The 25,683-nt window shown below is 68.3% G+C and carries 25 protein-coding genes; 17 read left to right on the top strand and 8 right to left on the bottom strand.

Annotated features, from left to right (window positions below):
- Positions 1-38: 38 nt before the first annotated feature.
- The 4 genes from ACGFNJ_RS10745 (at position 39) to ACGFNJ_RS10730 (ending at position 5,102) form a co-directional block, all read left to right on the top strand.
- Positions 39-1,856 (top strand): bifunctional diguanylate cyclase/phosphodiesterase, encoded by a 1,818-nt coding sequence (locus tag ACGFNJ_RS10745; protein ID WP_069162368.1) that lies wholly within the window; start codon positions 39-41, stop codon positions 1,854-1,856.
- Positions 1,853-2,941 (top strand): GAF domain-containing protein, encoded by a 1,089-nt coding sequence (locus ACGFNJ_RS10740; protein WP_393445807.1) that lies wholly within the window; start codon positions 1,853-1,855, stop codon positions 2,939-2,941. Before ACGFNJ_RS10745 ends, ACGFNJ_RS10740 begins: the two co-directional genes overlap by 4 nt.
- A 102-nt stretch (positions 2,942-3,043) precedes the next feature.
- Positions 3,044-4,171 (top strand): glycosyltransferase, encoded by a 1,128-nt coding sequence (locus tag ACGFNJ_RS10735; RefSeq protein ID WP_393445805.1) that lies wholly within the window; start codon positions 3,044-3,046, stop codon positions 4,169-4,171.
- A gap of 46 nt (positions 4,172-4,217) precedes the next feature.
- Positions 4,218-5,102 carry an SDR family oxidoreductase gene (locus tag ACGFNJ_RS10730; protein WP_393445803.1) on the top strand — a complete coding sequence of 295 codons (885 nt, stop codon included), beginning with the start codon at positions 4,218-4,220 and terminating at the stop codon, positions 5,100-5,102.
- Here the strand turns inward: ACGFNJ_RS10730 and soxR are convergent.
- Positions 5,071-5,556 (bottom strand): redox-sensitive transcriptional activator SoxR, encoded by a 486-nt coding sequence (soxR, locus tag ACGFNJ_RS10725; protein WP_069162296.1) that lies wholly within the window; start codon positions 5,554-5,556, stop codon positions 5,071-5,073. The genes ACGFNJ_RS10730 and soxR overlap by 32 nt on opposite strands.
- A gap of 185 nt (positions 5,557-5,741) precedes the next feature.
- Between soxR and arcA the strand changes: the two genes are divergently transcribed.
- Together arcA and ACGFNJ_RS10715 are read left to right on the top strand one after the other, a co-directional pair.
- Positions 5,742-7,040: an arginine deiminase gene (arcA, locus tag ACGFNJ_RS10720; protein ID WP_393445801.1), complete on the top strand. Its 1,299-nt coding sequence runs from the start codon at positions 5,742-5,744 to the stop codon at positions 7,038-7,040.
- A 46-nt stretch (positions 7,041-7,086) separates the two neighbouring features.
- Entirely contained in the window at positions 7,087-7,446 is a 360-nt protein-coding gene (locus ACGFNJ_RS10715; protein ID WP_393445799.1) for a GntR family transcriptional regulator, read from the top strand.
- Positions 7,447-7,474: 28 nt separating this feature from the next.
- Here the strand turns inward: ACGFNJ_RS10715 and ACGFNJ_RS10710 are convergent, their stop codons facing one another.
- Positions 7,475-9,100: a dolichyl-phosphate-mannose--protein mannosyltransferase gene (locus ACGFNJ_RS10710; protein ID WP_393445797.1), complete on the bottom strand. Its 1,626-nt coding sequence runs from the start codon at positions 9,098-9,100 to the stop codon at positions 7,475-7,477.
- A 192-nt stretch (positions 9,101-9,292) separates the two neighbouring features.
- Between ACGFNJ_RS10710 and rsmI the strand changes: the two genes are divergently transcribed.
- The 3 genes from rsmI (at position 9,293) to ACGFNJ_RS10695 (ending at position 12,149) form a co-directional block, all read left to right on the top strand.
- A complete protein-coding gene (rsmI, locus tag ACGFNJ_RS10705) occupies positions 9,293-10,162 on the top strand; it encodes a 16S rRNA (cytidine(1402)-2'-O)-methyltransferase (RefSeq protein ID WP_393445795.1) in 870 nt (289 codons plus the stop codon).
- Positions 10,163-10,367: 205 nt separating this feature from the next.
- Positions 10,368-11,300, top strand: a complete 933-nt coding sequence (locus tag ACGFNJ_RS10700; RefSeq protein WP_393445793.1) for an SMP-30/gluconolactonase/LRE family protein — start codon at positions 10,368-10,370, stop codon at positions 11,298-11,300.
- Between the two features lie 96 nt (positions 11,301-11,396).
- Positions 11,397-12,149, top strand: coding sequence for an isocitrate lyase/phosphoenolpyruvate mutase family protein (locus tag ACGFNJ_RS10695; RefSeq protein WP_393445791.1), 753 nt, complete (start codon positions 11,397-11,399; stop codon positions 12,147-12,149).
- Between the two features lie 135 nt (positions 12,150-12,284).
- Here ACGFNJ_RS10695 and ACGFNJ_RS10690 read toward each other — a convergent pair whose 3' ends face one another.
- Positions 12,285-12,965, bottom strand: a complete 681-nt coding sequence (locus ACGFNJ_RS10690; protein ID WP_393445789.1) for a TetR/AcrR family transcriptional regulator — start codon at positions 12,963-12,965, stop codon at positions 12,285-12,287.
- Positions 12,966-13,162: 197 nt separating this feature from the next.
- Positions 13,163-14,020: a helix-turn-helix transcriptional regulator gene (locus ACGFNJ_RS10685; protein ID WP_393445787.1), complete on the bottom strand. Its 858-nt coding sequence runs from the start codon at positions 14,018-14,020 to the stop codon at positions 13,163-13,165.
- Positions 14,021-14,152: 132 nt separating this feature from the next.
- Here ACGFNJ_RS10685 and ACGFNJ_RS10680 point away from each other — a divergent pair, with 132 nt between their 5' ends.
- From ACGFNJ_RS10680 to ACGFNJ_RS10670, 3 genes are all read left to right on the top strand, one after another.
- Positions 14,153-14,596, top strand: coding sequence for an acyl-CoA thioesterase (locus ACGFNJ_RS10680; protein ID WP_393445785.1), 444 nt, complete (start codon positions 14,153-14,155; stop codon positions 14,594-14,596).
- 65 nt (positions 14,597-14,661) lie between these two features.
- The gene (locus tag ACGFNJ_RS10675; RefSeq protein ID WP_393445783.1) at positions 14,662-15,873 is read left to right on the top strand and encodes a hypothetical protein; all 1,212 of its coding nucleotides are present in this window, start codon (positions 14,662-14,664) and stop codon (positions 15,871-15,873) included.
- Entirely contained in the window at positions 15,870-16,625 is a 756-nt protein-coding gene (locus ACGFNJ_RS10670) for an alpha/beta fold hydrolase (RefSeq protein WP_393445781.1), read from the top strand. Before ACGFNJ_RS10675 ends, ACGFNJ_RS10670 begins: the two co-directional genes overlap by 4 nt.
- Before the next feature lie 204 nt (positions 16,626-16,829).
- On the opposite strand, the gene metG is transcribed toward ACGFNJ_RS10670, so the two are convergent.
- Positions 16,830-18,389, bottom strand: coding sequence for a methionine--tRNA ligase (metG, locus tag ACGFNJ_RS10665; RefSeq protein WP_393445779.1), 1,560 nt, complete (start codon positions 18,387-18,389; stop codon positions 16,830-16,832).
- Positions 18,390-18,555: 166 nt separating this feature from the next.
- Between metG and ACGFNJ_RS10660 the strand changes: the two genes are divergently transcribed.
- Together ACGFNJ_RS10660 and ACGFNJ_RS10655 are read left to right on the top strand one after the other, a co-directional pair.
- On the top strand, positions 18,556-19,383 hold the full coding sequence (locus ACGFNJ_RS10660) for a TatD family hydrolase (RefSeq protein WP_393445777.1): 828 nt from the start codon (positions 18,556-18,558) through the stop codon (positions 19,381-19,383).
- Between the two features lie 261 nt (positions 19,384-19,644).
- A complete protein-coding gene (locus tag ACGFNJ_RS10655) occupies positions 19,645-20,772 on the top strand; it encodes a transglycosylase family protein (RefSeq protein ID WP_393445941.1) in 1,128 nt (375 codons plus the stop codon).
- Here ACGFNJ_RS10655 and ACGFNJ_RS10650 read toward each other — a convergent pair.
- On the bottom strand, positions 20,765-21,346 hold the full coding sequence (locus tag ACGFNJ_RS10650) for an isochorismatase family protein (RefSeq protein WP_393445775.1): 582 nt from the start codon (positions 21,344-21,346) through the stop codon (positions 20,765-20,767). The genes ACGFNJ_RS10655 and ACGFNJ_RS10650 overlap by 8 nt on opposite strands.
- Positions 21,347-21,552: 206 nt before the next feature.
- Between ACGFNJ_RS10650 and ACGFNJ_RS10645 the strand changes: the two genes are divergently transcribed.
- The 3 genes from ACGFNJ_RS10645 to ACGFNJ_RS10635 all read left to right on the top strand — a co-directional run bounded on the left by ACGFNJ_RS10645 (position 21,553) and on the right by ACGFNJ_RS10635 (position 24,302).
- Complete coding sequence (locus ACGFNJ_RS10645; protein WP_393445773.1) at positions 21,553-22,710, top strand: alpha/beta fold hydrolase; 1,158 nt, start codon at positions 21,553-21,555, stop codon at positions 22,708-22,710.
- Between the two features lie 192 nt (positions 22,711-22,902).
- Positions 22,903-23,784, top strand: coding sequence for a 16S rRNA (adenine(1518)-N(6)/adenine(1519)-N(6))-dimethyltransferase RsmA (rsmA, locus tag ACGFNJ_RS10640; protein ID WP_393445771.1), 882 nt, complete (start codon positions 22,903-22,905; stop codon positions 23,782-23,784).
- Positions 23,785-23,855: 71 nt separating this feature from the next.
- Positions 23,856-24,302, top strand: a complete 447-nt coding sequence (locus tag ACGFNJ_RS10635) for a hypothetical protein (RefSeq protein ID WP_393445769.1) — start codon at positions 23,856-23,858, stop codon at positions 24,300-24,302.
- 285 nt (positions 24,303-24,587) lie between these two features.
- On the opposite strand, the gene ACGFNJ_RS10630 is transcribed toward ACGFNJ_RS10635, so the two are convergent.
- A complete protein-coding gene (locus tag ACGFNJ_RS10630; RefSeq protein WP_393445767.1) occupies positions 24,588-25,475 on the bottom strand; it encodes a hypothetical protein in 888 nt (295 codons plus the stop codon).
- The gene (locus tag ACGFNJ_RS10625) at positions 25,475-25,681 is read right to left on the bottom strand and encodes a heavy-metal-associated domain-containing protein (protein WP_393445765.1); all 207 of its coding nucleotides are present in this window, start codon (positions 25,679-25,681) and stop codon (positions 25,475-25,477) included. Before ACGFNJ_RS10625 ends, ACGFNJ_RS10630 begins: the two co-directional genes overlap by 1 nt.
- Positions 25,682-25,683: the final 2 nt, after the last annotated feature.

Here is a 25,683-nt window from a genome sequence, read left to right as displayed (position 1 = left end):
CGCTCGACTCATTGGTGACTCAGGTCGCCTCCGAGCTGATGGGCGTCGACGCCACGAACATGGCCGAGACGACCGAGCGGGTCCTTGCCCAGCTGGTCGAATACTTCGACGTCGACTTCAGCTACGTGCGCCACACCGACCGGGAACGCCGGGCGTCGGTGCTGATCGCCGAGTGGCCGCATCGGCCGCAGGTGCCCGATCCGGATCCGCTCGAGGTCGTCTACTTCGAGGGCGCCGACCCGGTGTTCCGCGCGTTCGAGCACGCGACCGAGCCGATGATCGCCCGCCCGACTCCCGAGTTCGCCGATTATCAGGAGACGATGCGCCGGGCCTCCGGCATCCCGGTGGTCACCACCGCCGCGGTGCCGCTGCTCTCGCGCGGCGAGTCCACCGGCGTGCTCGGCTTCATCAAGACCGGCGACCGGGAATGGAGCACCCGCGAGCTCAACGTGCTCAAGGCCATTGCCGCGCTGTTCGCGCAGCTGCAGGCACGGGTGGTCGCCGAGGAGCGGCTGCGCTACATCGCGCTGCACGACGACCTGACCGGGCTCGCGAACCGGCGCGCCTTGCTCGAGCACATGGAGGAACGACTCCGGCCGGGCAGCCCAGGCCCGGTGGCGGCGTTCTTCCTCGACCTGGATCGGCTCAAGGCGCTCAACGACTTCCTCGGGCACACCGCGGGCGACAACTTCATCCGCACGCTGTCCTCGCGCCTGCGTGAGCATCTCGATCCCGACGACATGATCGCGCGCCTCGGTGGCGACGAATTCGTCATCGTGCCCGCCAAGCCGATGGACGCGGTGGCCGCCGAGGAGGAGGGCACCAGGATTCAGCAGCTCATCGGGCGCCGGGTCACCGTCGGCGGTGAGTCGGTGAGCCGGGCCGCGAGCATCGGTGTCGCCGTCGGCATTCCCGGCGAGACCACCGTGGCCGACGTGCTGCGCAGGGCCGATCACGCACTGCTCTCGGCGAAGTCGGGCGGCGGCAACGGCGTCGCGGTGTTCACCGACGCGATGCGGGCCCAGTTCGAGCTGCAGGACGATGTGGAGCTCAACCTGCGCGGCGCGGTGTCCGACGGGTCGTTGCTGCTGCACTATCAGCCGGAGGTCGACCTGCGCACCGGCCGGATCGTCGCGCTGGAGGCGCTGGTCCGCTGGCTGCACCCGACCCGAGGCCTGCTGCCGCCCGCGGCGTTCGTCACCGTGGCCGAGGCGACCAACCTGGCAGGCGAGCTCGGCCGCTGGGTGATCAGGTCGGCCTGCGCGCAGTTCGCCGAGTGGCGCAGGCGCGGGCTCGCGGCGAATGTCGTGATGCGGATCAATGTTTCGCCGGTGCAGTTGGTCAGCCTCGATTTCGTGGAGCGGATCGAGGACATCCTGCGGTTGTTCGGCATCGACGGCAGCTCGATCTGCCTGGAGATCACCGAGCACGTCGTCGTGCAGGACCTGGCGCGCACCCAGGTCACGCTGCGCGGGCTCAAGCGGATGGGTGTGCAGATCGCGATCGACGATTTCGGCACCGGCTACAGCTCGCTGTCGCACCTCAAGGCGCTTCCGGTCGACGCGGTGAAGATCGACCGCGGTTTCGTGCAGCGGCTCGGTGCGAGCACCGACGACCTCGCGATCGTGAAATCCATTATCGGCCTTGCCGGTTCGTTCGGCCTCGGGGTGGTCGGCGAGGGCGTCGAGACGGCGGTGGCCGCGCGCACCCTGGTCGGTCTCGGTTGCTATCGGGCACAGGGCTTTTTGATCGCGCGGCCGATGCCCGCCGATGAGGTGGAAGCGCATCTGGCGGTGGGGCGCATCCCGCTCGATCTCGATCTACCGCGTGCGAGTCGGGGTACGGCCGGCATATGACCGGCGATCATGCGTCGGAAAGCCCACTGTCCGAACATGATTGGCTACTGATCGAAACGCTGGAGCGGGCTGCTGATGGTTCGCCCTCGGTGCCGACGCTGGTCGCCGACGGTGCTCGGGTCAAGGACTGGGTGAGTCTGTTACGGCCGCGCCGGGAATTGCATGCGGCCGCACCACAATGGATCGAGGAAGTGGTGCGGCGCTGCGTCGCGACGGCCGAGCCGATCAGCAACTGCGAGAACGGATTCGCGATCGCCGGTGTGCCCGTGCGGTGCGCGTTCGGCGAGGTGCACGGGGTCCAGGTGTGGGTGGGGCCGGTCGGCGTGCACCCGGCGCCGCGACCGCGCGTTGCGGCATGGGACTGGGTCGCCGACACCGAATTGGCCCACCACGGACCGGGTTTGGAGGAGTTGATCTTCGTAAGGGCGCCGCAGGAGGTGCGGGTGATCCGGACACCGCCCGAGGCGTTCGGCCGGATGGTGCGGTTCGACGGACGGCTCGACTACTTCGATATGGTCGGCAAGCTCGACGGCCGCCACCAGAGCGCCGTCGACATGATCGGCGACGACGACGTCGTCCGCAGCTTCCAGATGGTGACCAGGGCCGACCCGGTGGCCCGCCGGGTGCGGGCGTTGATGCACGAGTGCACCGACGCCGCATCGGCTCGACCCGATGTCGACATGACCATGCTCCGCGCCGTCGCCCAGCGCGCCGACGACGGCGTCGGCTTCGTCTGGCTGAGCACCGGTCTGATCTACGAGTGGACCCGCATCCCTGCCCCGCCGTTGGACCGCTGGGCGGTGGAGCGGCCGACCGTGCACCCGGACGATATCGAGGACTTCCGCGCCGCCTGTGCGGATCTGGCAGGCACCGCGGTCGACAGCGACGGCGCCGCGAGTGCGCGCGAGATTCGCACGGACACCGGCCAGGTCCGTACGCGGCGCGACGGCGCTGCCGTCCAGCTGCGCCTGCGGGTGCGATTCACCGACTCGGGGTGGATTCCGGTGCGTGTCGAATTGCGGCCGGTGTTGGTCGCTGAAAGTGGGCACGGGCTGCTTCGGGTCTGGGCCGAACCGACCGGCTGAAGAATACGGACAAACCGGTTTCGCCGGGTCTTTCACGGCTGTTCATGCGCCGTTCGGCGCAGTGGTCCCGAAGATAACCCGACTGGCTGCACCATCGGCGAGGTGCGCATAGTTCAGCTTGCGAACTTCTACGGCCCGCGTTCGGGTGGGTTGCGCACTGCCTTGCATCATCTCGGTGAGGGATATGTGGCGGCCGGGCACGAAGTGGTGCTCATTGTGCCTGGCGCGCGCCGATCCGAAGAGCTGCTGTCCACCGGCGTCGTCCGGGTCACGTTGCCCGCCTTGGCCATTCCGTGGACCGGCGGCTATCGCGCGGCCGATCCGCGGCGGGTCGCCGACGTGCTGGCCGGCCTGCGCCCCGACGTGCTCGAGGTCTCGGATCGGTTGACGCTGCGCGGATTCGGTCGCTGGGCGCGCAAGCGCGACGTGGCAGGGGTGATGATCTCGCACGAACGCCTAGACCGGCTGCTCGGCCAGTTCATGCCACGCCAGGCCGCACGCCGCTGCGCCGATGTGGCCAACGGCCGGACCGCCGCCGACTACGACATCGTGGTCTGCACCACCGAATTCGCCCGCGAGGAATTCCTGCGCATCGGCGCGGCGAACGCCGAGCTGGTGCCGCTCGGCGTCGATCTCGAACTGTTCAGCCCACGCAGGCGCGACGGCAGGCTGCGCGCCGACCTCGGTGCGCAGGGCCATCCGCTGCTGGTGCACTGCGGCAGGCTTTCGGTGGAGAAGCGGGTGGACCGCAGCATCGACGCGGTGGGCGCATTGCGCAGGGCGGGCACCGAGGTTCGCCTGGTCGTCGCCGGTGACGGCCCGCGCCGCGAGGCGCTGGAACGCCGGGCACGGGCATTGCCGCCACTGGCCGACGGGCAGTCCGCCGTGCATTTCACCGGCTTCATCTCCGAACGCGCGATGGTCGCGAAACTGCTTGCCACCGCGGATGTTTCCCTGGCGCCCGGCCCGCACGAGACCTTCGGCCTCGCGGCGCTGGAAGCGCTCGCTGCGGGCACGCCGGTGGTGGCGAGCCGATCCTCGGCGCTCGCCGACATCGTGACCGCTGAGTGCGGCGCGGTCGCCGCCGACCGCGGCTCCGCCTTCGCGCAGGCCGTCACCGACGTGCTGGCCATGCCGACGGCCGGGCGCAGGAAGGCCGCACGCAGCAGGGCCGAGCAGTACACCTGGCCGCGGGCGGTGGCCGGAATGCTCGACGTGCTGGGCCGCTAGTGCCTGCCTCGAGTACCCTGCGAGGAACCGATTCGAGCAATTCGAGATGGGATGCGTAGTGCGAGGTAGTTGGCGACGCGGCCGCAGGACCGTGCGGGACGCGAAGGTGCTGATCACGGGGGCGGCCAGCGGAATAGGCCGGGCTACCGCGCAGGCCGCGGGCGCGGCGGGCGCAGAGCTGGTGCTCACCGATATCGACGCGACGGGGCTGGACGCGACGGTGGCCGACATTCGCGGCGCAGGCGGTGTCGTGCTCGTCGCCGAGGCCTTCGACATCACCGATTACGACGCCGTCACCGCGTTCGCGGAGAAGGTGCACACCGAGCACGGCAGCCTCGACATCGTGATGAACGTGGCGGGCACCTCGGCGTGGGGCACGGTGGAGAACCTGGAGCACAAGCACTGGCGGCGCATGGTCGACGTCAACCTGATGGGCCCGATCCACGTCATCGAGAACTTCGTGCCGCCCATGGTGCGTGCGGGCAAGGGCGGCGCACTGGTCAACGTGTCCTCGGCGGCCGGCCTGCTGGCGCTGCCGTGGCACGCGGCCTATAGCGCGGGCAAATACGGCATCCGCGGCGTCTCCGAGGTGCTGCGCTTCGACCTGGACCAGCACGACATCTCGGTGCACCTGGTGGTCCCCGGCGCGGTGGACACGCCGCTGGTGCACACGGTCGAACTGGTCGGCGTTGACCGGGAGTCGCCGAAGATCCAGCGTGCGATCAAATCGTTCACCAGGCACGCCGTTGCGCCGGAGCATGTGGCCACCGCGATCCTGCGCGGTATGGCGCGCAACCGGTTCCTGATCTACACCTCGTTCGACATCCGGTTCGGCTACTGGTGGGCGCGTAAGTTCGCGCTGCCCTACGAAATCGTGATGCGCCAGGCCAGCGTCCGGTTCACCCGATTGCTGGCTTCGCAGCGCAATTGAGCTGCACGTCGAGCACGCGTGCGCCGGGTCCCTCGGTGCCGAGCCGGTCGTGTTCGTTGACGAGCTTGCAGCTGCCGAGCGAGAGGCAGCCGCAGCCGATGCAGCCGGTCAGGTTGTCGCGCAACCGGATCAGCTGGGTGATGCGGTCGTCGAGGTCGGCGCGCCAGTTGGTGGACAGTGTCTCCCAGTCGCGGCGGGTGGGATTGCGGCCTTCCGGCAATTGATCGAGTGCGTCGCGAATTTCGCTGAGCGGGATGCCGACTCGTTGGGAGATGCGGATAAAGGCGACCCGCCGCAGCGTTTCTCGCGCGTATCTGCGCTGATTTCCGCTGGTCCGGCGGCTGCTGATCAGGCCTTCGCGTTCGTAGAAGTGCAACGCGGAAACGGCTACTCCGCTACGCTCGGAAAGCTGCCCGGGGGTCAGCTCCTTCGCTCGCCAATCGGCTGTCGACATTCACGCTCCTCCATTCGCCTAAACAATACTTGAGGTTAGGGCGACCTGGGGGAGGAATCGGGACAACGGTATGTCAATGTCCCCGAGCCCCCTACTCGTCCCCGGATCCGCCCGTGTGCGCAGCAACACCGCAACGAAGGGAAGAATTGCGTGCTCTCGAGGCCGCGGCGAACTACGGTCTGAGCATGGGAGCAGACGCTGTGCCCGCGCGGCACGGAGAGGATTCGGACGCGGACGGGCTAGATCCCGACAGTCCGGGCGTGCAGTTGACGGTGACCTCCGAGGTCGGCACGCTGCGCACGGTGCTGCTGCACCGGCCGGGCGACGAGCTGCGCAGGCTCACCCCACGCAACAACGACCAGCTGCTGTTCGACGGCATCCCCTGGGTGGAACGAGCCCAGCAGGAACACGACGCCTTCGCGGGCGTGCTGCGCGAGCGCGGCGTCGAGGTGCTGCTGCTCGCCGATCTGCTCGCGGAGACCCTCGCGGTCAGCGGCGCCGCCCGCATCCAGGGCATCTCCGCGGCCGTCGACGCGCGCAGGCTCGGTCACACCCTGGCCGACCAGCTCGCCGCGTTCCTGCGCGGCGTGCGCGCCAGGGACCTGGCCAACATCCTGATGGCGGGGATGACCTTCGACGAGCTGCCGTTCGGGCCGGATGCCACCTCGCTGGTGCGCCGGATGCATCACGGTGCCGACTTCGTCATCGATCCGCTGCCCAACCTGCTGTTCACCAGGGACTCCTCGTTCTGGATCGGCCCGCGCGTCGCGATCACCTCGCTGGCGCTGCCCGCCAGGGCCAGGGAGACCTCGCTCACCGATCTGATCTACGCGTTCCATCCCCGGTTCCTCGGGGTCCGCCGTGCCTATGAATCGCACACCGCGCCCATCGAAGGCGGCGACGTGCTGCTGCTCGCGCCGGGCGTCGTCGCGGTCGGTGTCGGCGAGCGCACCTCGCCGGCGGGCGCGGAAGCGTTGGCGCGCAGCCTGTTCGACGACGATCTCGCGCACACCGTGCTGGTCATCCCGATCGCGCAGAGCCGGGCGACCATGCACCTGGACACCGTGTGCACGATGGTCGACACCGACGCGCTGGTGATGTATCCGGCGGTGCGTGACTCCTTGTGCGCGTTCACCATTCAGCGCGAAGACGATTACGGCGGGCGCAACGGCGCAGGCCGGGTCTCGATGAGCGGACCCGATCCGTTCCTGGTCGCCGCAGCCAAGGCCATGGGCATCGACAAGCTGCGGGTCATCGACACCGGACTCGACGGTGTCACCGCCGAGCGCGAACAGTGGGACGACGGAAACAACACGCTCGCACTGGCGCCGGGCGTGGTCGCGGCCTATGAACGCAACGAGATGACCAACGCGCGACTGGAGGACGCGGGCATCGAGGTGCTGCGGATTCCGGGCTCCGAATTGGGTTCCGGCAGAGGCGGACCCCGCTGCCTGTCCTGTCCGCTTTCGCGGGATCACCGGTAAGACGTTGGGGCGCAGGCGGGGCGTGAGTGAGGCATAGGAGCGAACCATGTTCAACATCACCGTGTCGCACGAGTCGGCCGTGCCGCCCTACGAACAACTACGCATGGGGATCATCGCCCAGGTGCGCTCCGGCGAGCTGACCGCGGGCACCAAAATCCCCACGGTCCGTGCCCTTGCCGCGCAACTCGGGCTCGCGCCGAACACGGTGGCCCGCGCCTATCGGGAGCTGGAAACGGACGGGGTGGTCGAAACCCGGGGCAGGCAAGGGTCTTTCATTGCCTCCTCCGGTGACCCGACCCGCGATGTCGCGGGCCGCGCCGCCACCGCCTACGTCGCCACCGTGCGGCGGCTCGGCCTGGACGACGAGGCGGCGCTGCGCTATGTGAAAGCGGCGCTGGATAGTTGAGCGCGCGGCAGGCCGGTCAGCGGGAGCGTCAACGCCAGCTCGGCAGCCACAGATGGTCGTGCCAGTTGCCCGGTGTGATCGGCAGCGCGGTGAGAATGGGCCACAGCCAGATGAAGTTGGCGATCACCAAGCCGAGATAGAGACAGACCGCTAGCAGTCCAAGGGCATGTCGTTCGTCGGGCGCCACGGGTAGGTAGGTCCCGACGGGACTGCGCGGCACCGGGACTCGCCGGGTCGGCCCGAGCACATCGCCGAGCGCCAGTGCCATCCCCATCACCAGGAACGGCGCGAGCGCCACCGCGTAGAAGTAGTACATCTGCCGATCGAGGGTCAGGAACCAAGGCAGCAGCGCCGCGCCGTAGCCGACGAGCACCGCGATGTAGCGCCAGTCCCGGCGGACCACGCTGCGCCACAGCATCCACGCGAGCAACGGGAACGCGAGCCACCAGATCGCGGGCGTGCCGATCAACATGACGGCCTTCACGCACTGGGTCTGCCCGCAACCGCTGACGCCGTTGTCGGCGTAGTAGTAGAGCATCGGCCGCAGGCCCATCGGCCAGGTCCACGGCTTCGATTCCCACGGATGGTGATTGCCCGCCGAATTGGTCAGGCCCTCATGGAATTCCAGCGCCCGTGCGTTGAAATACCACAGCGACCGCATCGCGTCGGGCACGATATGCGACCAGAATCCGCCGGTGCCGATCGGCTCGGTCGGCGCGGACGGATTTCCGGCCATGTACCGATCGACGCCGGTCTCACTGGCGAACCAGGCCCAGTACGAGGCGAGATACACCCCGATCGGTATCAGCACCAAGGCATACAGTGCGGGCCCGATATCGCGGAGCGCGGTGCCGAACCACGGCCTGCGCACCCCGTAGGCGCGCCGCGCCGCCACATCGAAGCAGACGCTGAGCAGGCCGAAGGCGACGATGAAATACACGCCGGACCATTTGGTTCCGCAGGCCAGTCCGAGCAGCACGCCTGCGCCGAAGCGCCACCACCGCACGCCGAGCCGCGGGCCCCATGGGCTCGTGCCGATCCGGCCCTCCGCGTCGACCTTCGCCATGCGGGCGCGGACCTCGTCCCGGTCGACGATCAAACAACCGAAGGCGGCGGTGACGAACAACGCGAGAAAGATGTCGAGCATGCCGATGCGCGAGGAGACGAAGGTGAGCCCATCGGCGATCAGTAAGACGCCCGCGATCGCGCCGATCAGGGTGGAGCGCGCCAGCCGCCGCACGATCCTGATCACCAGCAGCACGAGCAGCGTGCCCGCCACCGCCGAGGCGAACCGCCAGCCCCAGCCGTTGTAGCCGAACATCGCCTCGCCGATCGCGATGAGCTGCTTGCCGATCGGCGGATGCACCACCAGCCCGTAGCCGGGGTTGTCCTCCACCCCGCCGCCGGTGAGCATCTGCCAGCCCTGCGGCGCGTAATGCTTCTCGTCGAACACCGGGGTGCCCGCGTCGGTCGGATAGCTGAGCATGATGAACCGCGTCACTGCCGCGATCGCCGTGAGGAACGCGGTGACCACCCAGCCGCGCAGGGTGTCGGTCGGCCCGAAGTCGGGCGCTGGCCGCAGCGGCGCGGGGCTCGACCAGGAGGGCACGGCCCCGAAGGGAGCGGTCGCGCGCTGGTCGGTCACCTGTGTCACGCCCCGATCGTATGCTGTGCGCGGCGCGAGGTCCCGCAGCGGTGAGCCCGACACAGTACGAATCACATAGCACGCGGCCGACTCCCGCGTTGTCACGATCACATATCGAACCGTGCGACGGCGGTACGGTCGGTGCGGCTCGCTAGGCTGCCATGGTCCGGCGGGTGCCGGTGTGGTCGAGACGGGAGTGCGGTGGCGGACGAGGCGACGGGTGAGCCAGGGCCTGGCAGGCTGGTGCTGGCGGCGACGCCGATGGGCGACATCGGTGACGCGTCGCAGCGGCTGCGCGACGCGCTCGGGTCGGCCGACGTGGTCGCGGCCGAAGACACCCGCCGCACCAAGTCGCTGGCCAAGGCGCTCGGGGTGGAGATCACCGGACGGGTCGTGAGTTTCTACGACCACGTGGAGACCGCGCGAATCCCGGCGCTGCTCGGCGAGATCGAGGCGGGGCGCACGGTGCTGCTGGTGACCGACGCAGGCATGCCATCGGTCAGCGATCCCGGATACCGGCTGGTCGCGTCCTGCGCGGCGCGCTCGCTGCCGGTGACCTGCCTGCCTGGCCCCTCGGCGGTCACCACGGCGCTTGCGCTGTCCGCGCTTCCGGTGGAGCGGTTCTGCTTCGACGGCTTCGCGCCGCGCAAATCCGGGCAGCGGCGAGAGTGGTTGCGCACGTTGGCCACCGAGCCGCGCGCCTGCGTGTTCTTCGAGGCGCCGCACCGCCTCGCCGATTGTCTGGCCGACGCCGTCACGGTGCTCGGTCCGGATCGGCGCGCGGCGGTCTGCCGTGAGCTCACCAAGACCTACGAGGAGGTCGTTCGCGGCACGCTGGCCGAACTCGCCGCGTGGGCCGTCGACGGCGCCCGCGGCGAGATCACCGTGGTTCTCGAAGGGGCGCAACCCCGCTCCGCCGACCCGGCGGATCTGGTCGACGAGGTCGAGGCGCTGACCGCGACGGGCGTGCGGCTCAAGGACGCCTGCGCACAGGTGGCCACCGCCAACGGCGCCTCGCGCAACGAGTTATACGACGCCGTGCTGGTCGCGCGGCGCGACGGCGAGGCGTGATCGGGCCGCGCGCCGGGCGGTAACCGCAGCGACCGTCGGCCATCCGGCTGCCGACGAGATAGCAGATCTCGGGCGCGTCGAGAAGATCGCTGGCGGGATTCTGGCATTTGCACAAAGCGTTGAGTTTCCGCCGTTTTCGCGTCGATCGGCCGTTAAGTTGGCAGCGGTGCCGACCGTACGGCCGGCCCGACGGGGAGGAATGTCGATGACTGTGCGCCGGGTCGCGGCTCGCGGTGTGCTCGCGCTCAGTGCTGTGCTCGCGATGGCGACGGGTGCCGGGGTCGGCGCGGCCGAGCCTGGCGGCACCGACCAGTGCGGGCACTGGACCGCGTCGACTGTGTCGTCTGGGCTCGGCGTACTGGAGAACCTGGCGTTCGACGGGCGCGGCGGGTTGCTGTTGTCGGAGGTGCCCGCGTCCGGCACCGACGGTGCGCTGCGGCGCATCCGGGCCGACGGGTCCCGAGAAGTGTTGGCGTCCGCGGGGTCTCCCGGCGGCATCGTGGTGGCGGGTGGCACGGCGTACTTCACCAACGGCGGCTCGTTGATCAGCGGTGTGGCCGGTCGCGCGGACGGAGTCATTCAGGCACTCGATCTGGATCGGGGCACCGTCTCCACCGTGGCGCGTGGTCTCGTCGCGCCCAACGGGCTTGCGGTGCTGCCGGACGGTGGCTTCGTGGTGAGCCGCGATGTCGGCACGCCGACCACGTTGACCAGGGTCGCCGCGGACGGCGCGCTCACTCCGCTGGCCACGGACCTGACCTCGACCAATGGCCTCGCCTACGATCCGAATCGGCGAAAGTTGTTCGTCTCGACCACCTTCGAACCGGTCAGCGCGCTCGCCGTGCTCGACCTGGATCGACCCGATGCCGCGCCCGTCCGCATCACGGTGCCCGGGTACGGCCCGCTCAACGCGGCCGACGATCTGACCGTCGGGCCCGACGGCAACGTCTATCTCGCCTTGAACGTCGCGGGCCGGATCGTCCGCGTCGACCCGGAGTCCGGCCGCTCCTGCACCGTCGCCGAGGACATTTCGTTTCCCACGTCGGCCCGCTTCGGCGCGGGCGACGGCTGGGATCCGCGCTCGCTCTACGTCACGAGTTTTGCGGGCACCGTCATCCGGTTGAGCCCGGCCGCTTGAAGCGCGACCCGGCGGTGCGTGACCGCAGCCCAGGTGAGGACAGTCCGTGTCCATAGTCATGGTGCGGCCCACACCGAACGCGGCATGATTGAACCCATGACTTCTCTGGAGAGCAAGGCCAAGGCGTTCCTCGCACTGCACCAACCCGGTGATCCCGTTGTGCTGCCGACCGTGTGGGACGCCTGGTCGGCGAAAGTCGTGGTGGATTCGGGCTTCGCGGCGCTGACCGTTGGCAGTCATCCGGTCGCCGATTCGATCGGGCGTGGCGACGGTGAAGGCATGACCTTTGCCGAGTCGCTCACCAGGATCAAGCAGATCACCGACGCGGTCGACGTTCCGGTGTCGGTCGACATCGAGTCCGGCTATGGCCTCGAGCCCGCGCAGCTGATCGAGGGGCTGCTGGAGGCGGGCGCGGTCGGCCTCAATATCGAGGACACGGTGCACAGCGAGGGCAAGCGCCTGCGCGCACCGCAGGAGCACGCCGACCTGGTGCACGGCTTGCGCCAGTTCGCCGACGCGGCCGGGGTGCACGTGGTGGTGAACGCCAGGACCGACCTGTTCATCCGGGAAGACGGCGACGAGGCCGACCGGACCGATCGCGCCATCGAGCGCCTGCGGCTCGCCGCCGCGGCGGGCGCGGACGTGCTTTTCCCCGCCGGCGCCAGGGGCGACGCCGTGGTGCGCCGCCTGACCAGCGAATTGTCGCTGCCCATCAGCATGGTCGGCCTGCCGGACAAGTCCGACAAGGCGGAGCTCGCCGCGCAGGGAGTGGCCCGAATCAGCTTCGGCCCCTTCCTACAGCGCGCGTTGACCGCCGAGATCCAGCGACTGCTCACCCGCTGGAAGTAGGCCCCCCGCCCCGCACACCCTTTGCCTTCCCGCACACTTTCTGTCTTCGCGCACACGATCTGGCATGCGAAATCGTGTGCGGGAACTCAAAAGGGGTGCGGCTCAGACGCCAGGAGGCCGTAGAGCCGGGGAGCTTCAGCTCTTTTCTGGCCCGGCGAGCACGGTCAGTCCTAATGTCGCGGTGACGAACTGGATGAACAGCGGCGCCAGGTCGGGGACATGGGCGGGCCCGTCGGACACGATCACTCGGCGGGTCCGTTCGCCGATCGCGTCCGGGATGAGGGCGATCAACTCGTCCGGCACCGCGGGCAGCGCCGGATTCGCCTGCCGCGCTTGGTCATAGAAGAGCCGGTACAACTCCGCGAATCGGTCGACGGCCAGGTCGCGGTAGCCGACCGCCGACTGATTGACCTTGAACGATTCGACGAGGACGAGCCTGGCGAAATCCGGTTCGGTGGCGACGGTGCGGCAGAACGTGACCACGATCGACTCGATCTTGGCCCTGGCGTCGGCATCCGCGTCGAGCTGCGTGAGCTCTTCGGCGATCCGGGTGGCGACGATGTCGACGCCGGTGTGCACCGCCTCGATGAAGCACTCCTCCTTGTTGGCGAAGTGTTCGTAGAAGGTGCTGCGCGAAACCCGGGCGCTGGCCACGATATCGGTGAGGGTGGTGTCGGAATACCCCTTCCTGTCGACACATTCGACCATCGCCTCGATGAGTCGTCCGCGCTGCGAGACGAGGACGGCGTCGCGTGCTGCCCGATGCCGGTCGGCGAAGCTGGTGCGCGCCGCCCCCGGTGCCTGGTCTCGGTCCATCACGTACCTCCCGATCGTGAGCGTCCGTAACCAAGCATTATCCGGCTGCGGGACACCGGTTTACGCGCGGGATGCGACGAAGGTGATTTGTGCCAACGGACCTGCCGATGCGACGACCAGCCGCCGTTCCACGGGCTGATCGTCAAACAGGTTCGCGCCTAACGTAATTCGCGATGGGAGGTGATCCGGCGTCGCTCTCAGTGGGTGTGATCGAGCGAGGGCGCGTCCGGGTTGGCCAGCAGCCAGTCCATGCGGCGGCGGCTCGCCTCGTCGACCGGGGTCCACACGGTGATGAAGGTCTCGGGCGTAGCGGCCAGGTTCATCCTCGTCAGCGAGAACGAGAGTTCGCCGACCGCGGCGTGGTGGTAGGTCATGGTCTGGCCGGGTGGTGCGGCGACGTCGTGGTTGGCCCACATGCTGGTGAATTCCGGACTCGCGGTGGCCAGTCCGCGGATCAGGTCGGTCCAGGCCGGGTCGTCGAGATGGGTGGCGAAATCCGCGCGGAACGAGGCGACCATGTGCGGCAGCCCGATGTCACGGTTGACGAAGCATCGGCAGCATTCTCGGGTGACGAACATCTCCCACAAGACGTTACGCGAGCTGTCGGGCGCGGTGAGCCGCGGCCACACCGCCGCGGTCGCGGCGTTCCAGCCGAGTAGGTCCCAACGGGTGTTGAGCGCTGCGGCGGGAAAGTCGGTGATGGCATCGAGTATCGATGCCACCGTTGGCGTGATGGTATCGGCGCTGGTGGCGACCTCGGGAACCGAAACCTCGGCCAGGCGGTAGAGGTGGTTGCGTTCGGCGGCGTTCAGGCGCAGCGTGCGGGCGATGGCGTCGAGGACCTGACCGCTGACGTTGATCGGCCGCCCCTGCTCGAGCCACGTGTACCAGGTGACCGAGACCCCGGCCAGCTGCGCGACCTCCTCGCGCCGCAAACCCGGTGTCTTGCGTCGCAATCCGGGTGCCATGCCTACCTCGCGGGGCGTGATGCGGTCGCGGCGGCTGCGCAGGAACGACGCGATTTCGGTTCGGCGAGGGGAAGCGGCGGTGGTCACGCACCCATCATCGGGGCACTCGGCGCCTGGTGCCAGGTGGTGGCGACACCAGTGTCAGCACTGTCTTGGTGCCGGTCTCGCCACGACGACAGGCTGGTGATCCGTCAGCAACCCCGAGTACCAGGAGCTCCCGTGTCAGAAGCCGCCATGAGTGTCGCGCCGTTCACGATGCGATTCACCGTCCGCAGTTACGAACTCGACACCAATCACCATCTCGCCTCCACGGTGTATCTGCAATACGCCGAGCATGCCCGGTTCGCCTGCGGCCAGGCGGCGGGGCTGTCGCCGCAGCGGCTGCTCGCCGACGGGTTCGGGCCGATCAATCTCGAGACCACCCTGCGCCACCATGCCGAGCTGCGTGCCGAGGACGATGTCGATGTCTCGTGTGCGTTTGTGTGGGGGCCTGGCAAGACCCACCGAGTCGAGCACGAGCTGCGCAAGCCGGATGGCACCCTGGTGGCCGAGGTGAGCAGTGTCAGCGGACTCCTGGATATGCGGACCCGGCGGCTGGTGCCCGATCCCGCGCAAGAGCTGCGGGCGCGCGCAAGCAACCTCGCGCTGCTCGGCCTCGCGTGAGCGGTATTTCGGCAGTCGCGAGCAGCGGCTCGACCTACCGCCTTGGACTAATTGATCACGGGTTTGTGCCACGCAAGCTCACGGTCAACTACGTGGCCATGTGTGCAGGCGAGATCGATACCGCGTTGCTGAGCACGGCCTTCGAGGTGTTGTGCCGTAAGTATCCGATGCTGCGCGGCACGATTGAACTCGCTGATGGCGTGGCCGGGTTACGTGTCCCCGGCGCAGGCCCCGGTGCGGCGGTCACCGACATCGCACGTGGACCGATCGCCGACTGGCTCGCTCATGGCCTCACGCCGCTGGACCCTGCACGCACCCTCGCCGCGCTCACGATCGTGCCCGAGGGCGAGACGACCGCGGTCGCCCTGCGGGTGAGCCATGCGATCAACGATGCCACTCTGGGATTCACGCTGCTCGCGCACTTCTGGCGCACTGCCGCCGCGCTCGCCGGGACCGCGGCGTTTCCCGACTCGGCGTCGGTGCACCCGCACAGCCTCGAGGAGGCGTACCGCATACGAGGCGCGGCCATGCCCGAACTCTCTGGAACCGCTGCGGGTTCGGTGCACAGCATCGCGGCCACCGAATCAGGTGACGACACGGGGTTCGGCTCGGTGCCGGGAGAGCGGATCACCCTGTCGCAGCACGACACCGACGCCATGCTCGCGCATGCGCGAGCGTCGGGGACGACGTTGCACGCCATGCTCGCTGCGGCGATCATTCGCGCCGAACGTGCGACGATCGCCGAATCGGCCTGTGCGGGTGACCAACTGCCGATGATCATGTTCCATCTCGTCGACCTGCGCCCGCATCTGCGGCCTGCGGCCCGCCCCGACGAGGTCACCAACGCCCTGGGATTCGCGCCCACCGTGACCGCGTGTGCGCCCGGCGACGACCTGGGTGCGCTCGCCATGGCCACCAAGGCTCAGATCACCGGCAGCATCGACCGCGGGGACGCGCTCGCGGTCATGCTGGCCGCGGCGTCGGTGGCCGTGCGCGGCGGTGCGCGCAAAGGTGTCGGGAACTTCATCACCAACTGGGGCGTAGTTCCCGACCTGCTCGTTCCGCCGGGGATGGAGATCGTCGACTTCCGCGGCTTCGCCACCTCCGAACCGGTCAGCTGGGTCGGCTATTTCGTGTCCACCTTCGCCGGGCGGTGCAGCATCGAGCTCGCATTTTCCCCCCGGTTTCACCCACCCGCGCAGATCGCCGAACTCCGCGAGTTCCTCATCGCCAACCTCGCCCAAATGATCCAGCAGAGAAGGAGAAGAAATTCATGAGCAAGCACACCGAGCGTGCCGACGACGGGCAGCCCAAGCCAACGGTGGTACTGGTCCACGGCGCGTTCGCCGACGCCTCGGGCTGGGCGGCCGTCGCGGCGCGGCTGCACCGGCACGGCTTTCCGGTCGTCGCGGTCCCCAACCCCTTGCGCGGCCTTGCCTATGACAGCGCCTACCTGCATGGCCTGCTGGCAGGTATCGCGGGACCGAAGATCCTGGTCGGACACTCGTACGCCGGTGCGGTCATCACCAACGCCGCGCCCGCCGTCGCCGAGGTGAAAGCCCTTGTCTACGTAGCGGCTTTCGTCCCCGACGAGGGAGAAGCATTGGGTGGACTACTCGAGGCGCATGCCGACGCGTCGGTGCCGCCGCTGCCGCAGCAGGTGTTCCAGTACACCCGCCCCGACGGCTCCACCGGCACCGAGGTGTGGCTGGACCACGCCGCGTTCGCGACCGCGTTCGCCGCCGATGTCGACGCCGCCACCGCCGCGTTCATGGCGATTGCGCAGCGCCCGGTTGCCGCCGAGGCATTCGGGGAACCGGCCACGGCGGCCGGATGGAAAACCGTCCCGTCGTGGGCGCTGATCGCGACCAAAGATCACGCCATCGCGCCGAGCCTGGCGCTGTTCATGGCCACCCGCGCCGGGGCCGAGATCAGCGAGGTCGATTCCGCACATGCGGTCATGATCAGCCATCCCGATGCGGTGACTGACCTGATCGAGCAGGCACACCGGGGCACCGCCGCGGACTGACAGAACGCGAACGGCGATGTGACGAGCGCGTCTGACGCGCCCTCCTCATCGCCATCGGCGTCCCGGCATCGACCACCGATGCTGGGACGCCCGAGGTGCGCCGCCATCAATGGCGCGCTGAATGTGTCTGTGCCGCAGTGGAATCCAGATTGCGAGAGCTACTTCTCGCAGGGATATCCGCGCGGGCCGATACGTCGTAAGGTGTCAGTCCTTCGGCTCGACGTACTTGGGGTACACCGGCTCCGGCGCGGGCAGCGGCACGCCTGGTTCGATCGGCGTCGCGATCGCGGCGAACGTGCGCTCCTGCTGGCCGAGCTGATCGAGGATCTTGGCCGCCGAACCCGGCATCACCGGCTGCACCAGGATCGCGACGATGCGCAACACCTCGAGCGTCACGTACAGCACCGTCGCCTCGCGGGCCAGATCCTCCGGCGTGCCGGACTTGGCCAGCGTCCACGGCGCCTGCGCGGAGAAGTACCGGTTCGTCTCGCCGAGCACCAGCCAGATCGCCTCCAGCGCGAGATGCATTTGCTGAGCGTCGTATTCGGCGCGGCAGCGGGCGAGCAGGCCGTTCGCCGAATCGAGCAGCTTGCGGTCGTCGTCGGTGAACGCGCCAGGTGTCGGCACCACGGCCCCGCAGTCGCGCGCCACCATCTTGGTGCTGCGCTGTACGAGGTTGCCGAACTCGTTGGCCAGGTCGCTGTTGATCCGGCCAACGATCGCGTCGTGGCTGTAGCTGCCGTCCTGGCCGTAGGAGATCTCGCGCAGCAGGAAGAAGCGCACCGCGTCGAGGCCGTAGGTCTCGACGAGCTCGAGCGGGTCGACCACGTTGCCGACCGACTTGGACATCTTCTCGCCCTTGTTGTACAGGAACCCGTGCACGAAAACGCGTTTCGGCAGTTCGACGCCGGCGGACAGCAGGAACGCCGGCCAGTACACCGTGTGGAACCGGGTGATGTCCTTGCCGATGATGTGTACGTCGGCGGGCCAGAACCGTTGGAACGCCGCGGATTCCGTGTCAGGGAAGCCGACGCCGGTGATGTAGTTGGTGAGCGCGTCAACCCAGACGTACATCACGTGATCGGGGTGGCCCGGCACCGGCACACCCCAGTCGAACGTGGTGCGCGAGACCGACAGATCCTTCAATCCGGCCTTGACGTAGCTGACGATCTCGTTGCGACGCGTTGCGGGCGCAATGAATTCGGGATGCTCCTCGTACAGCGCGAGCAGCTTGTCCTGGTAAGCCGACAGCTTGAAGAAGAAGTTCGACTCCTCGGTCCAGGTGACCGGCGTCTTCGACTCGGTGGAGATCCGGCTGCCGTCCTCGAGCAGCGTGGTCTCCTCGTCGGTGTAGAAGGCCTCGTCGCGCACCGAGTACCAGCCCGAGTAGTTGCCGAGGTAGATGTCTCCGTTGGCCAGCATCCGCTCCCAGATCGCGACGCTGGAGACCTGATGGTCTGCGTCGGTGGTGCGGATGAACCGGTCGAAGGAGATGTCGAGCGTCTTGTCCATCGCCTCGAACACGTCCGAGTTGCGCGCGGCGAGCTCCTCGACCGGGACGCCCGCGGCGACGGCCGCCTGCTGCATCTTCTGACCGTGCTCGTCGGTGCCGGTCATGAAGAAGACGTCGTACCCGTCGAGCCGCTTGAAGCGGGCGATGGCGTCGGCCGAGATGTACTCGTACGCATGCCCGATATGCGGCGCACCGTTCGGATAGGCGATGGCCGTGCTGATATAGAAGGCGGGACGCTCAGCTGCACTCATGCCTGCACCTCGCTTGCGCTCGGTTCCGGCATGACTGCATGCGCAGCTGTGTTGATGGATCGCTCGCTTCGCTCGCTCATGGTGCGTCTACTGTAATGCGCGTGCTTTCCTGCGCTCACGTGAATATCCCCGCTGCGGATCCCGAGGTCGCGACCGGGGGTTGGCGGTGAAGGCGACGCGTCCTGCGCCCGAGCTTCCTGAGCCGCTCGCGCCGCTCGTCGACGCGCACACCCACCTCGATGCCTGCGGCGCGAGCGATGCGGCGTCGACGGCCGTGATCGTGGACCGCGCTGCCTCGGTCGGCGTCGGCCAGGTGGTCACGGTTGCCGATGACCTGACCGCCGCGCAGTGGGCGGTGCAGGCCGCCAACGCCGACCCGCGGGTGTATGCCGCTGTCGCACTGCATCCGACGCGGGCGAACGCGCTCGACGATGCGGCCAAGAGCGAGCTGGAGCGCCTCGCGGCGGACCCGAGGGTGGTGGCGATCGGCGAGACCGGCCTCGACTACTACTGGCCGGGCAAGCTCGACGGTTGCGCCGATGTCGAGACCCAGATCGAAGGCTTCCGTTGGCATATCGACCTGGCGAAGCGGGTCGGCAAGCCGTTGATGATCCACAATCGCGAGGCCGACCACGATTTGCTGACGGTGCTGCTGGACGAGGGCGCACCGCCGACGGTGATCTTCCATTGCTTCTCGTCCGACACCAATATGGCGCTGTCGTGCGTGGCAGAAGGCTATGTGCTGAGTTTCTCCGGCACGGTGAGTTTCAAGAATGCGCACGAGTTGCGGGAGGCCGCCAAGGTGGTGCCCGACGAGCTCATTCTGGTCGAAACGGACGCACCGTATCTGACGCCGCATCCGTTCCGTGGCGCGCCCAACGAACCGTACTGCCTGCCGTACACGGTGCGCGCGCTCGCGGAATTACGGGAACAGGATCCTGCCGAATTGGCGAAGATCACCACGGCCAACGCGCGCCGCGTCTACGGCATCTGAACGACGGGTACGGCTGGACGACGTTTGTCGTTTTCCGGCCTTTTGCGTACCCGTAAGGGGCCTGGATATGTGTGGTGTGTCCTACATCACTATTGTCTGCACGTTTCGTGATTAACCTGCGGCGGCGATATCTGTCTGTGATATTGAATCCCGCAGTTGACGCACTTGATGGTTGTCGACCCCTAACCCCCTCGTTATCGTACTGTGACCATGGCCCATCCGTTACCCGACCGCCGCCCCTCGAGGGATCGCTCCGCGATGCTGTGGCCGATGACGAGAATCAACCAGTCTCGCTCGCCGCTGCTGTATATCGCGGTGGCGATGCTGTTGATGACGCTGATCGTCGGCGCCGGGCTGGCGATTGTGAATCGCAAGACGGTGACCGTCGTCGTCGACGGTGAGCGCCTGTTCGAGACGACGATGTCGCCCGATGTGCGCGGCGTGCTGCGCGCCGCCGGGTTCGCCGTCACCGAGCGGGACCGGGTCGCCCCCGCGCTCGCCGCGCGGATCGGCGACGGCGCGACCATCACCCTCAACCGGGCGCGCGAGGTTCAGCTCATGGTCGACGGCCAGGCGCGCAAGGTGTGGACCACCGGCCTGACCGCGGGCGAGGCGCTCGAGCAATTGAGCATGCCCAAAGAGATGTACGTATCGCCTGCCCGCGACGAGAAACTGCCGCTCGAAGGTGCCGCGCTGCAGGTCGCCTCGCCCAAGTCGGTGTCATTGCTCGACGGCATCGGTGGGTTCGTCGATGTCAGGCTCGCGGCGCCGACGGTCGGGGAATTCCTTGCCGTGGCAGGTGTTCCGCTGATCCAGCAGGACTCCGTCGAGCCCGCCGCGACCACTGCGCTGACCGACGGCCTGCGCATCACGGTGACCCGCAAGCGGATCGAGAACCGCATGGAGACAATGCCGCTCGACCCGCCCGAGCAGGTGATCGAAGACCCGACCATGAACATGAGCCGCTCGGTGGTGGAAAGCCAAGGCGCGCCCGGCGTTCAGGACGTGACCTTCGCGGTCACCATGGTCAACGGACAGGAAGTGGATCGCAAGCCGATCGGCTCGACGGTGACGGTGACCGCGGCGCCGAAAACCGTGCGCAGGGGCGCCAAGCCGGGCACCGAGGTGCCGCCGGTGCGCGACGGCGCGATCTGGGATGCGCTGGCCCGCTGTGAATCCACCGGCAACTGGGCCATCAACAACGGCAACGGGTACTACGGCGGCATCCAATTCGACCAGAGCACCTGGGAGCGCCAGGGCGGTCTGAAGTACGCGCCCCGCGCCGACCTGGCCACTCGCGAAGAGCAGATCGCGATCGCCGAGGTGACAAGGGCGCGGCAGGGCTGGGGTGCCTGGCCTGCGTGTACTAGTCGACTCGGGCTCAGCTGACTCCTGGATCGATGGCACGGAACTCCACCTCCTTCGCGTGCGCGATGACCTCGACCTCGTCGCCGAGTGCCCATTCGGCCACCCGCGAAGCCTGCTTGGCCGGAACGCCTTCGGTGTCGCCCGGGGCCGGTGGAATGTCGTAGGTGCCGTGCGCGTCGTGCGGTAGGACCACGCGATAACCGTGGTCGAGCGCGGTGCGGGCGGTGGCGAGCACACACATCTCCGACTGCGCACCGCCGATCGCCAGCGCGTGCACGCCACGCTCGACCAGTAGCGAGTTCAATTCGGTGCCGTCGAAGCCGTCGTCGGTTGCCTTGCGCACCACTGCTTCTCGCGGGCCGGGCTGGACCGGCAACAGCAATTGCCAGCCGTCGGTCCCCGGCTCGTCGACGGCGCCTTGCTCGCCGTCGTTCTGCAGGTGGGCGACGAACGCACCCGTCAGCCGCGCGCGGGCGATCAGCGCGGCGATCTGGATCTTGACCGCGTCCGCGTACGGGATCGCTTCCTGGCCTTCGAAGAAGGCGGATTGCACATCTACGACGAGGAGCGCGTCGACGGGGGCGATATCTGACATCGGGGAAATTCTGCTGAGTGGCATCGTGCCCGGTCAAACATGTTGAGCGCGGCTACACAGGCGTGAAACCGGATGGCGGCGTACCCGATTCCTCGGTGTTGCCTGCGGTTGGCCGGCTGGTTACGGGGTGCTGGCAACATTCCGCCGATCTGTACGATCGTCCAGGTTTGTGGTGGTGTGTCAGTCGGGTCAGTGAGGTTGTTCTGATGAGGGTAGGTCCGGTGTGCCTGCGGGCGCTGGTGGTGTCCGTGGTGTCCGCGAGCGCCGTGCTGTTCGCGAATGTCGCTCCCGCACAGGCGGAAGCGCCGGGGACGGTGATCGCGGTCGATGGCAAACCGGACGGCTGGCGCGGCGCCTCGGACGCCTCGGTGCTCGAATACTGGATGCGCGGGTCCGACGGCACGCCGCGGCGAGCCAGCGGCGCACTGTTCGTCCCGCCGGGCCCGCCGCCTGCCGCCGGCTGGCCGATCATCGCCTACGACCACGGCACCAGCGGCCTCGGTGCTGGCTGCGGCGGACAGTCCGATCCGGATCGCCATCCGTACCAACAGGTTCGCGTGCGTGAGGAACGCTTCATCCAGCGACTGGTCGGGCAGGGCTTCGCGGTCGTCGCCCCCGACTACCTCGGCCTCGGCCGCTTCGACACCGGGCCGCACCCCTATCTGGAGATCGCGAGCGAGGCGACCGCCACCATCGATCTGCTGCGTGCCGCCCGTGCGACCCGCCCCGAACTCTCGCGCACCTGGGCGGTGCTCGGCGTCTCGCAGGGCGGCCAAGCCGCACTCGGCACCGGCCACCTCCAAGCCACCTACGCGCCGGACCTCGACTTCCGCGGCACCGTCGCGATCGACCCCGAGTCCGATGTCGAGAAGCTGCTCCCGATCGCGGGCCCCGGCACGCCTGCCATCCAGGGCGCCGACAACGCGATGAGCTTCTTCGTCAGCATCCTGGCAGGCCTGCGCGCCGCCCGCCCCGACATCGACGTCGACCAGTACCTCACGCCCCGCGGCCGCACCGTCGTCGACGCCGTCGGTGCGCTCTGCCTCGACGGCATCCTCGACCAGGTGCGCGGCCTGAGTGTCGGCGATGTACTCGCCCAACCCCTGGACGCCGAACCCCTGCGTTCCGCCGTCACCGAGTACCTCACCGTCCCCACCTCCGGCTACAACGCCCCAATCCTGCTGCTGCTCAACGTCACCGACACCACGGTCCCCAGCCCCTTGCACGGCACCCTCGCCGCCCAACTGGCTGCCAACGGCGCTGACCTCGAGGTGGTCCCCGGCACCGGCAAGCACACCGAACTCAACCCCGCCATGCACACGGCCCTCGACACCTTCCTCGCCCGCGTCAAAGCGACCCCCTAGCACCACCTCCAAGTCCGCACCCCTTCTGCGGGTCCGCACCCGCTCTGGGTGCCCAGAACGAGTGCGGATCGACAGAAGGAGTGCGGGTCTCGGGTCTCAGCCCGGGGCGTCGGCACTGTCGGGTTGCTGGTGGTAGGCGTGAGGGCGTGGCTGCGGTCGGGGCCGGGTGGTGCGGGTTGATAGGTTCTTCAGGTGTCCGAACCTGAAGTTGCCGCGCGCGGTAGTGCTGCGTTGCTCGGGCCCGCCGAGGTGCGGGTGCTGGCCGAGCGGCTCGGCGTGCGGCCGACCAAGCAGCTCGGACAGAACTTCGTGCACGACGCGAACACGGTGCGCCGGATCGTCACCGCGGCCGGGGTCGGCCGCGACGATGTGGTGCTCGAGGTCGGACCGGGGCTCGGCTCACTCACGTTGGCGTTGCTCGACGTGGTCGACTCGGTCGTGGCGGTCGAGATCGATCCGGTACTCGCGCGGCACCTTCCGGTGACGGTCGCCGATCGAGCGCCGGAACTGGCCGACCGGTTGACGGTGGTCGAGGCCGACGCGCTGCGTGTCGCCGCCGCGGATATCCCCGCGCAGCCGACCGCCTTGGTCGCAAACCTGCCGTACAACGTCGCGGTCCCGGTGCTGCTGCACCTCCTTGCCGAATTGCCGAGCATCGCCGTCTCTTTGGTGATGGTCCAGGCCGAGGTCGCGGACCGGCTCGCCGCCGAACCCGGCGGCCGTATCTACGGCGTGCCCAGCGTCAAGGCGGGCTTCTTCGGCACCGTCCGCCGTGCGGGGGCCGTCGGCACCCAGGTCTTCTGGCCGGTTCCGCGCGTCGAGTCCGGCCTGGTCCGCATCGACCGCTACGCCGAACCGCCGTGGCCGATGGACGCCGAGCACCGCCGCCGCGTCTTCGACGTCATCGACGCCGCCTTCGCCCAACGTCGCAAAACCCTCCGCGCCGCACTCGCCGGCTGGGCAGGCTCGCCCGCCGAGGCCGAACGCCGCCTCGTCGCGGCAGGCATCGCCCCCACCGCCCGCGGCGAAACCCTCGACACCGCAGCCTTCGTCCGACTGGCCGCCCAATCCTGAACTGCTGGCTGATAGTTCGATCGCATGCTTGAACTGATGATCTGCCGCACGAGCTGAGTCGGAGTAGAAATATGACCGTCGTCCGAGGCGAGATTGCGGTAATGCTGGAGGTTCTCGGGCTTCGGCAAGGGGACGACCGCATTCTCGCCGCAATCGCACTCGTCGGTCCGAGGATGGAGATCGCCGAGTTCGACTGGGACGAGGTGCAGTCGAAGTATTACGTCTTCCACCCAGCGGGGACGGACCTGCTTTTCGAAAACGACGTGCTCGTCTCTGCGATGGTGCGGACCCAGCCGGACAGCGCAGACCAGGCCTACGGGCTGTATCCGCGCCCACACGATCTGGTGGAAGGCCTCTCACCCACGGCAACCCGCACCGAAGTGGCGGCCCTGCTGGGGAAGCCGGAGCGCAGCGGGCCGAACTTCGACAGGTACGCGGTGAACGGCCATTATCTGCACTTCGAATTCGACGCCGCCGGACATGCCGCCAAGCTCACAGCGCTGCTCGAACCGGTCTGAACATCATGCTGGAGGCGATCCCGCTGGCCGGGTCGACTGCAGTGGTCAGGCTGTCACGGGCGCGCGGGTCGGGTCGCCGGCGAACTGCGGACTGGTCAGTTTGCGTTGGGGCGGAAGGGATTACACAGTTGTGGATAACGTGTCTTTGCCTTCAAGTGGCGCGCCGCGTGCTCGGTGTGGCGCTAGTCGTTCGCCGGGTCACGTTCAACGGCGGTAGTGCGACGGCAGGCGCAGGTCGGTTCGGCGATCCATCGATTGCTCCTGCGCGGCTCGGCGGTCCGCTCGTCAGTGGCCACCACCGTGCTGGGGCAGGTCACCGGATGTGGATGAGCCTGTGGATGATTCAACCGCGGGTGTTTCCATAGTGAACTCCGCGGTGTGCACCGCGCCGCCGTGCGAGAAGTCTAGATACAACCGATAAGCGCCCGCACTCGGGGCCTGCGCATGGAATGCCACGTCGGGTCCGGCGGGCGTGCGGCCGATCTCGCCCTCCGGATGGACGTGCAGATAGGCGAGGTCGTTGGCGCGCAACGCAACCAGATGTGTGAAGGCGCCGAGGTAGGGCTCGAGATCGGTGACGGGAACGCCGTCGCGGCTGATGGTGAAGCGCAACTCGCTCCCCGCGGTGGTCAGCGCGCCCGCCGCGGTCACCTGGTATCCGTCCACCGACGCGGTGCGTGCTGGCGGCGGAAGTGGTTGCAGCTCAACCGTTCCCGCTACGGTGGCGGTGCGGCTGAGCACCGCTGCGATCCCGTCGGCGTCCGACATGAAGTCGGCGAACACCCGGTAGGTGCCCGGCTGCGCCCAGGTCCACTCGATCGACCAGACGCCTGCCGCGTCCATCGTCGGATGTGTGTGCCGATACTGGGTGCCGTCGGAGCGGACGGCGATCAGATGCAGCTTCTTGTCGTGCTGCGTGCGAAAGCGGACCACCGGCGCACCGTCCGGTCCGGTGATCCGAAAGCGCAGGGTACCGGCTTGATTCGGCTCCGTCGGCGCGGTCAGGTCGGTGAGGGTGTAGCCGGATTGCGTGTCCGACAACCCGGTCGCGGCCTGCTTGCTGGTCGATGTCGGCCCGGCGGGTGTGCCGACCAGGGCGCCGATGCCGAGCGCGACACCGAACAGCACGACAAGCGCACCGCCGAAGGCGGCGAACTTCAGCCGGTCCTGCATCAGACGGCGACCTCGTAGCCTGCCTCGTCGACGGCGGCGGCAATGGCGGAATCGGTGATCGGCGCGGTGCTGTCGACCCGGACCGCGCCGCTGGCGAGATCCACGTCGACGCTGGTGACGCCGTCGATCTTGCCGATCTCCGTCTTGACGGAGCTCACGCAGTGCCCGCAGGTCATCCCCGTGACGGTGTAGGTGGAACTGGGCATCT

This window comes from Nocardia sp. NPDC049149 (assembly GCF_043197455.1).
Classification (GTDB): domain Bacteria; phylum Actinomycetota; class Actinomycetes; order Mycobacteriales; family Mycobacteriaceae; genus Nocardia.
Note: the sequence above shows the minus strand (reverse complement) of the source record. Positions and strands in the feature narration are given on the sequence as shown.

Excerpts from the sequence above, each read along its gene's own strand:
- ACGFNJ_RS10625 (WP_393445765.1), bottom strand. The coding sequence starts at position 25,681 with ATGCCCAGTTCCACCTACACCGTCACGGGGATGACCTGCGGGCACTGC.
- arcA (WP_393445801.1), top strand. The coding sequence starts at position 5,742 with ATGGGAGCAGACGCTGTGCCCGCGCGGCACGGAGAGGATTCGGACGCG.
- ACGFNJ_RS10635 (WP_393445769.1), top strand. The coding sequence starts at position 23,856 with ATGACCGTCGTCCGAGGCGAGATTGCGGTAATGCTGGAGGTTCTCGGG.
- ACGFNJ_RS10630 (WP_393445767.1), bottom strand. The coding sequence starts at position 25,475 with ATGCAGGACCGGCTGAAGTTCGCCGCCTTCGGCGGTGCGCTTGTCGTG.
- soxR (WP_069162296.1), bottom strand. The coding sequence starts at position 5,556 with ATGTCGACAGCCGATTGGCGAGCGAAGGAGCTGACCCCCGGGCAGCTT.
- ACGFNJ_RS10730 (WP_393445803.1), top strand. The coding sequence starts at position 4,218 with ATGGGATGCGTAGTGCGAGGTAGTTGGCGACGCGGCCGCAGGACCGTG.
- ACGFNJ_RS10700 (WP_393445793.1), top strand. The coding sequence starts at position 10,368 with ATGACTGTGCGCCGGGTCGCGGCTCGCGGTGTGCTCGCGCTCAGTGCT.
- metG (WP_393445779.1), bottom strand. The coding sequence starts at position 18,389 with ATGAGTGCAGCTGAGCGTCCCGCCTTCTATATCAGCACGGCCATCGCC.
- ACGFNJ_RS10740 (WP_393445807.1), top strand. The coding sequence starts at position 1,853 with ATGACCGGCGATCATGCGTCGGAAAGCCCACTGTCCGAACATGATTGG.
- ACGFNJ_RS10670 (WP_393445781.1), top strand. The coding sequence starts at position 15,870 with ATGAGCAAGCACACCGAGCGTGCCGACGACGGGCAGCCCAAGCCAACG.
- ACGFNJ_RS10715 (WP_393445799.1), top strand. The coding sequence starts at position 7,087 with ATGTTCAACATCACCGTGTCGCACGAGTCGGCCGTGCCGCCCTACGAA.
- ACGFNJ_RS10745 (WP_069162368.1), top strand. The coding sequence starts at position 39 with ATGGGCGTCGACGCCACGAACATGGCCGAGACGACCGAGCGGGTCCTT.
- ACGFNJ_RS10690 (WP_393445789.1), bottom strand. The coding sequence starts at position 12,965 with ATGGACCGAGACCAGGCACCGGGGGCGGCGCGCACCAGCTTCGCCGAC.
- ACGFNJ_RS10650 (WP_393445775.1), bottom strand. The coding sequence starts at position 21,346 with ATGTCAGATATCGCCCCCGTCGACGCGCTCCTCGTCGTAGATGTGCAA.
- ACGFNJ_RS10695 (WP_393445791.1), top strand. The coding sequence starts at position 11,397 with ATGACTTCTCTGGAGAGCAAGGCCAAGGCGTTCCTCGCACTGCACCAA.
- ACGFNJ_RS10645 (WP_393445773.1), top strand. The coding sequence starts at position 21,553 with ATGAGGGTAGGTCCGGTGTGCCTGCGGGCGCTGGTGGTGTCCGTGGTG.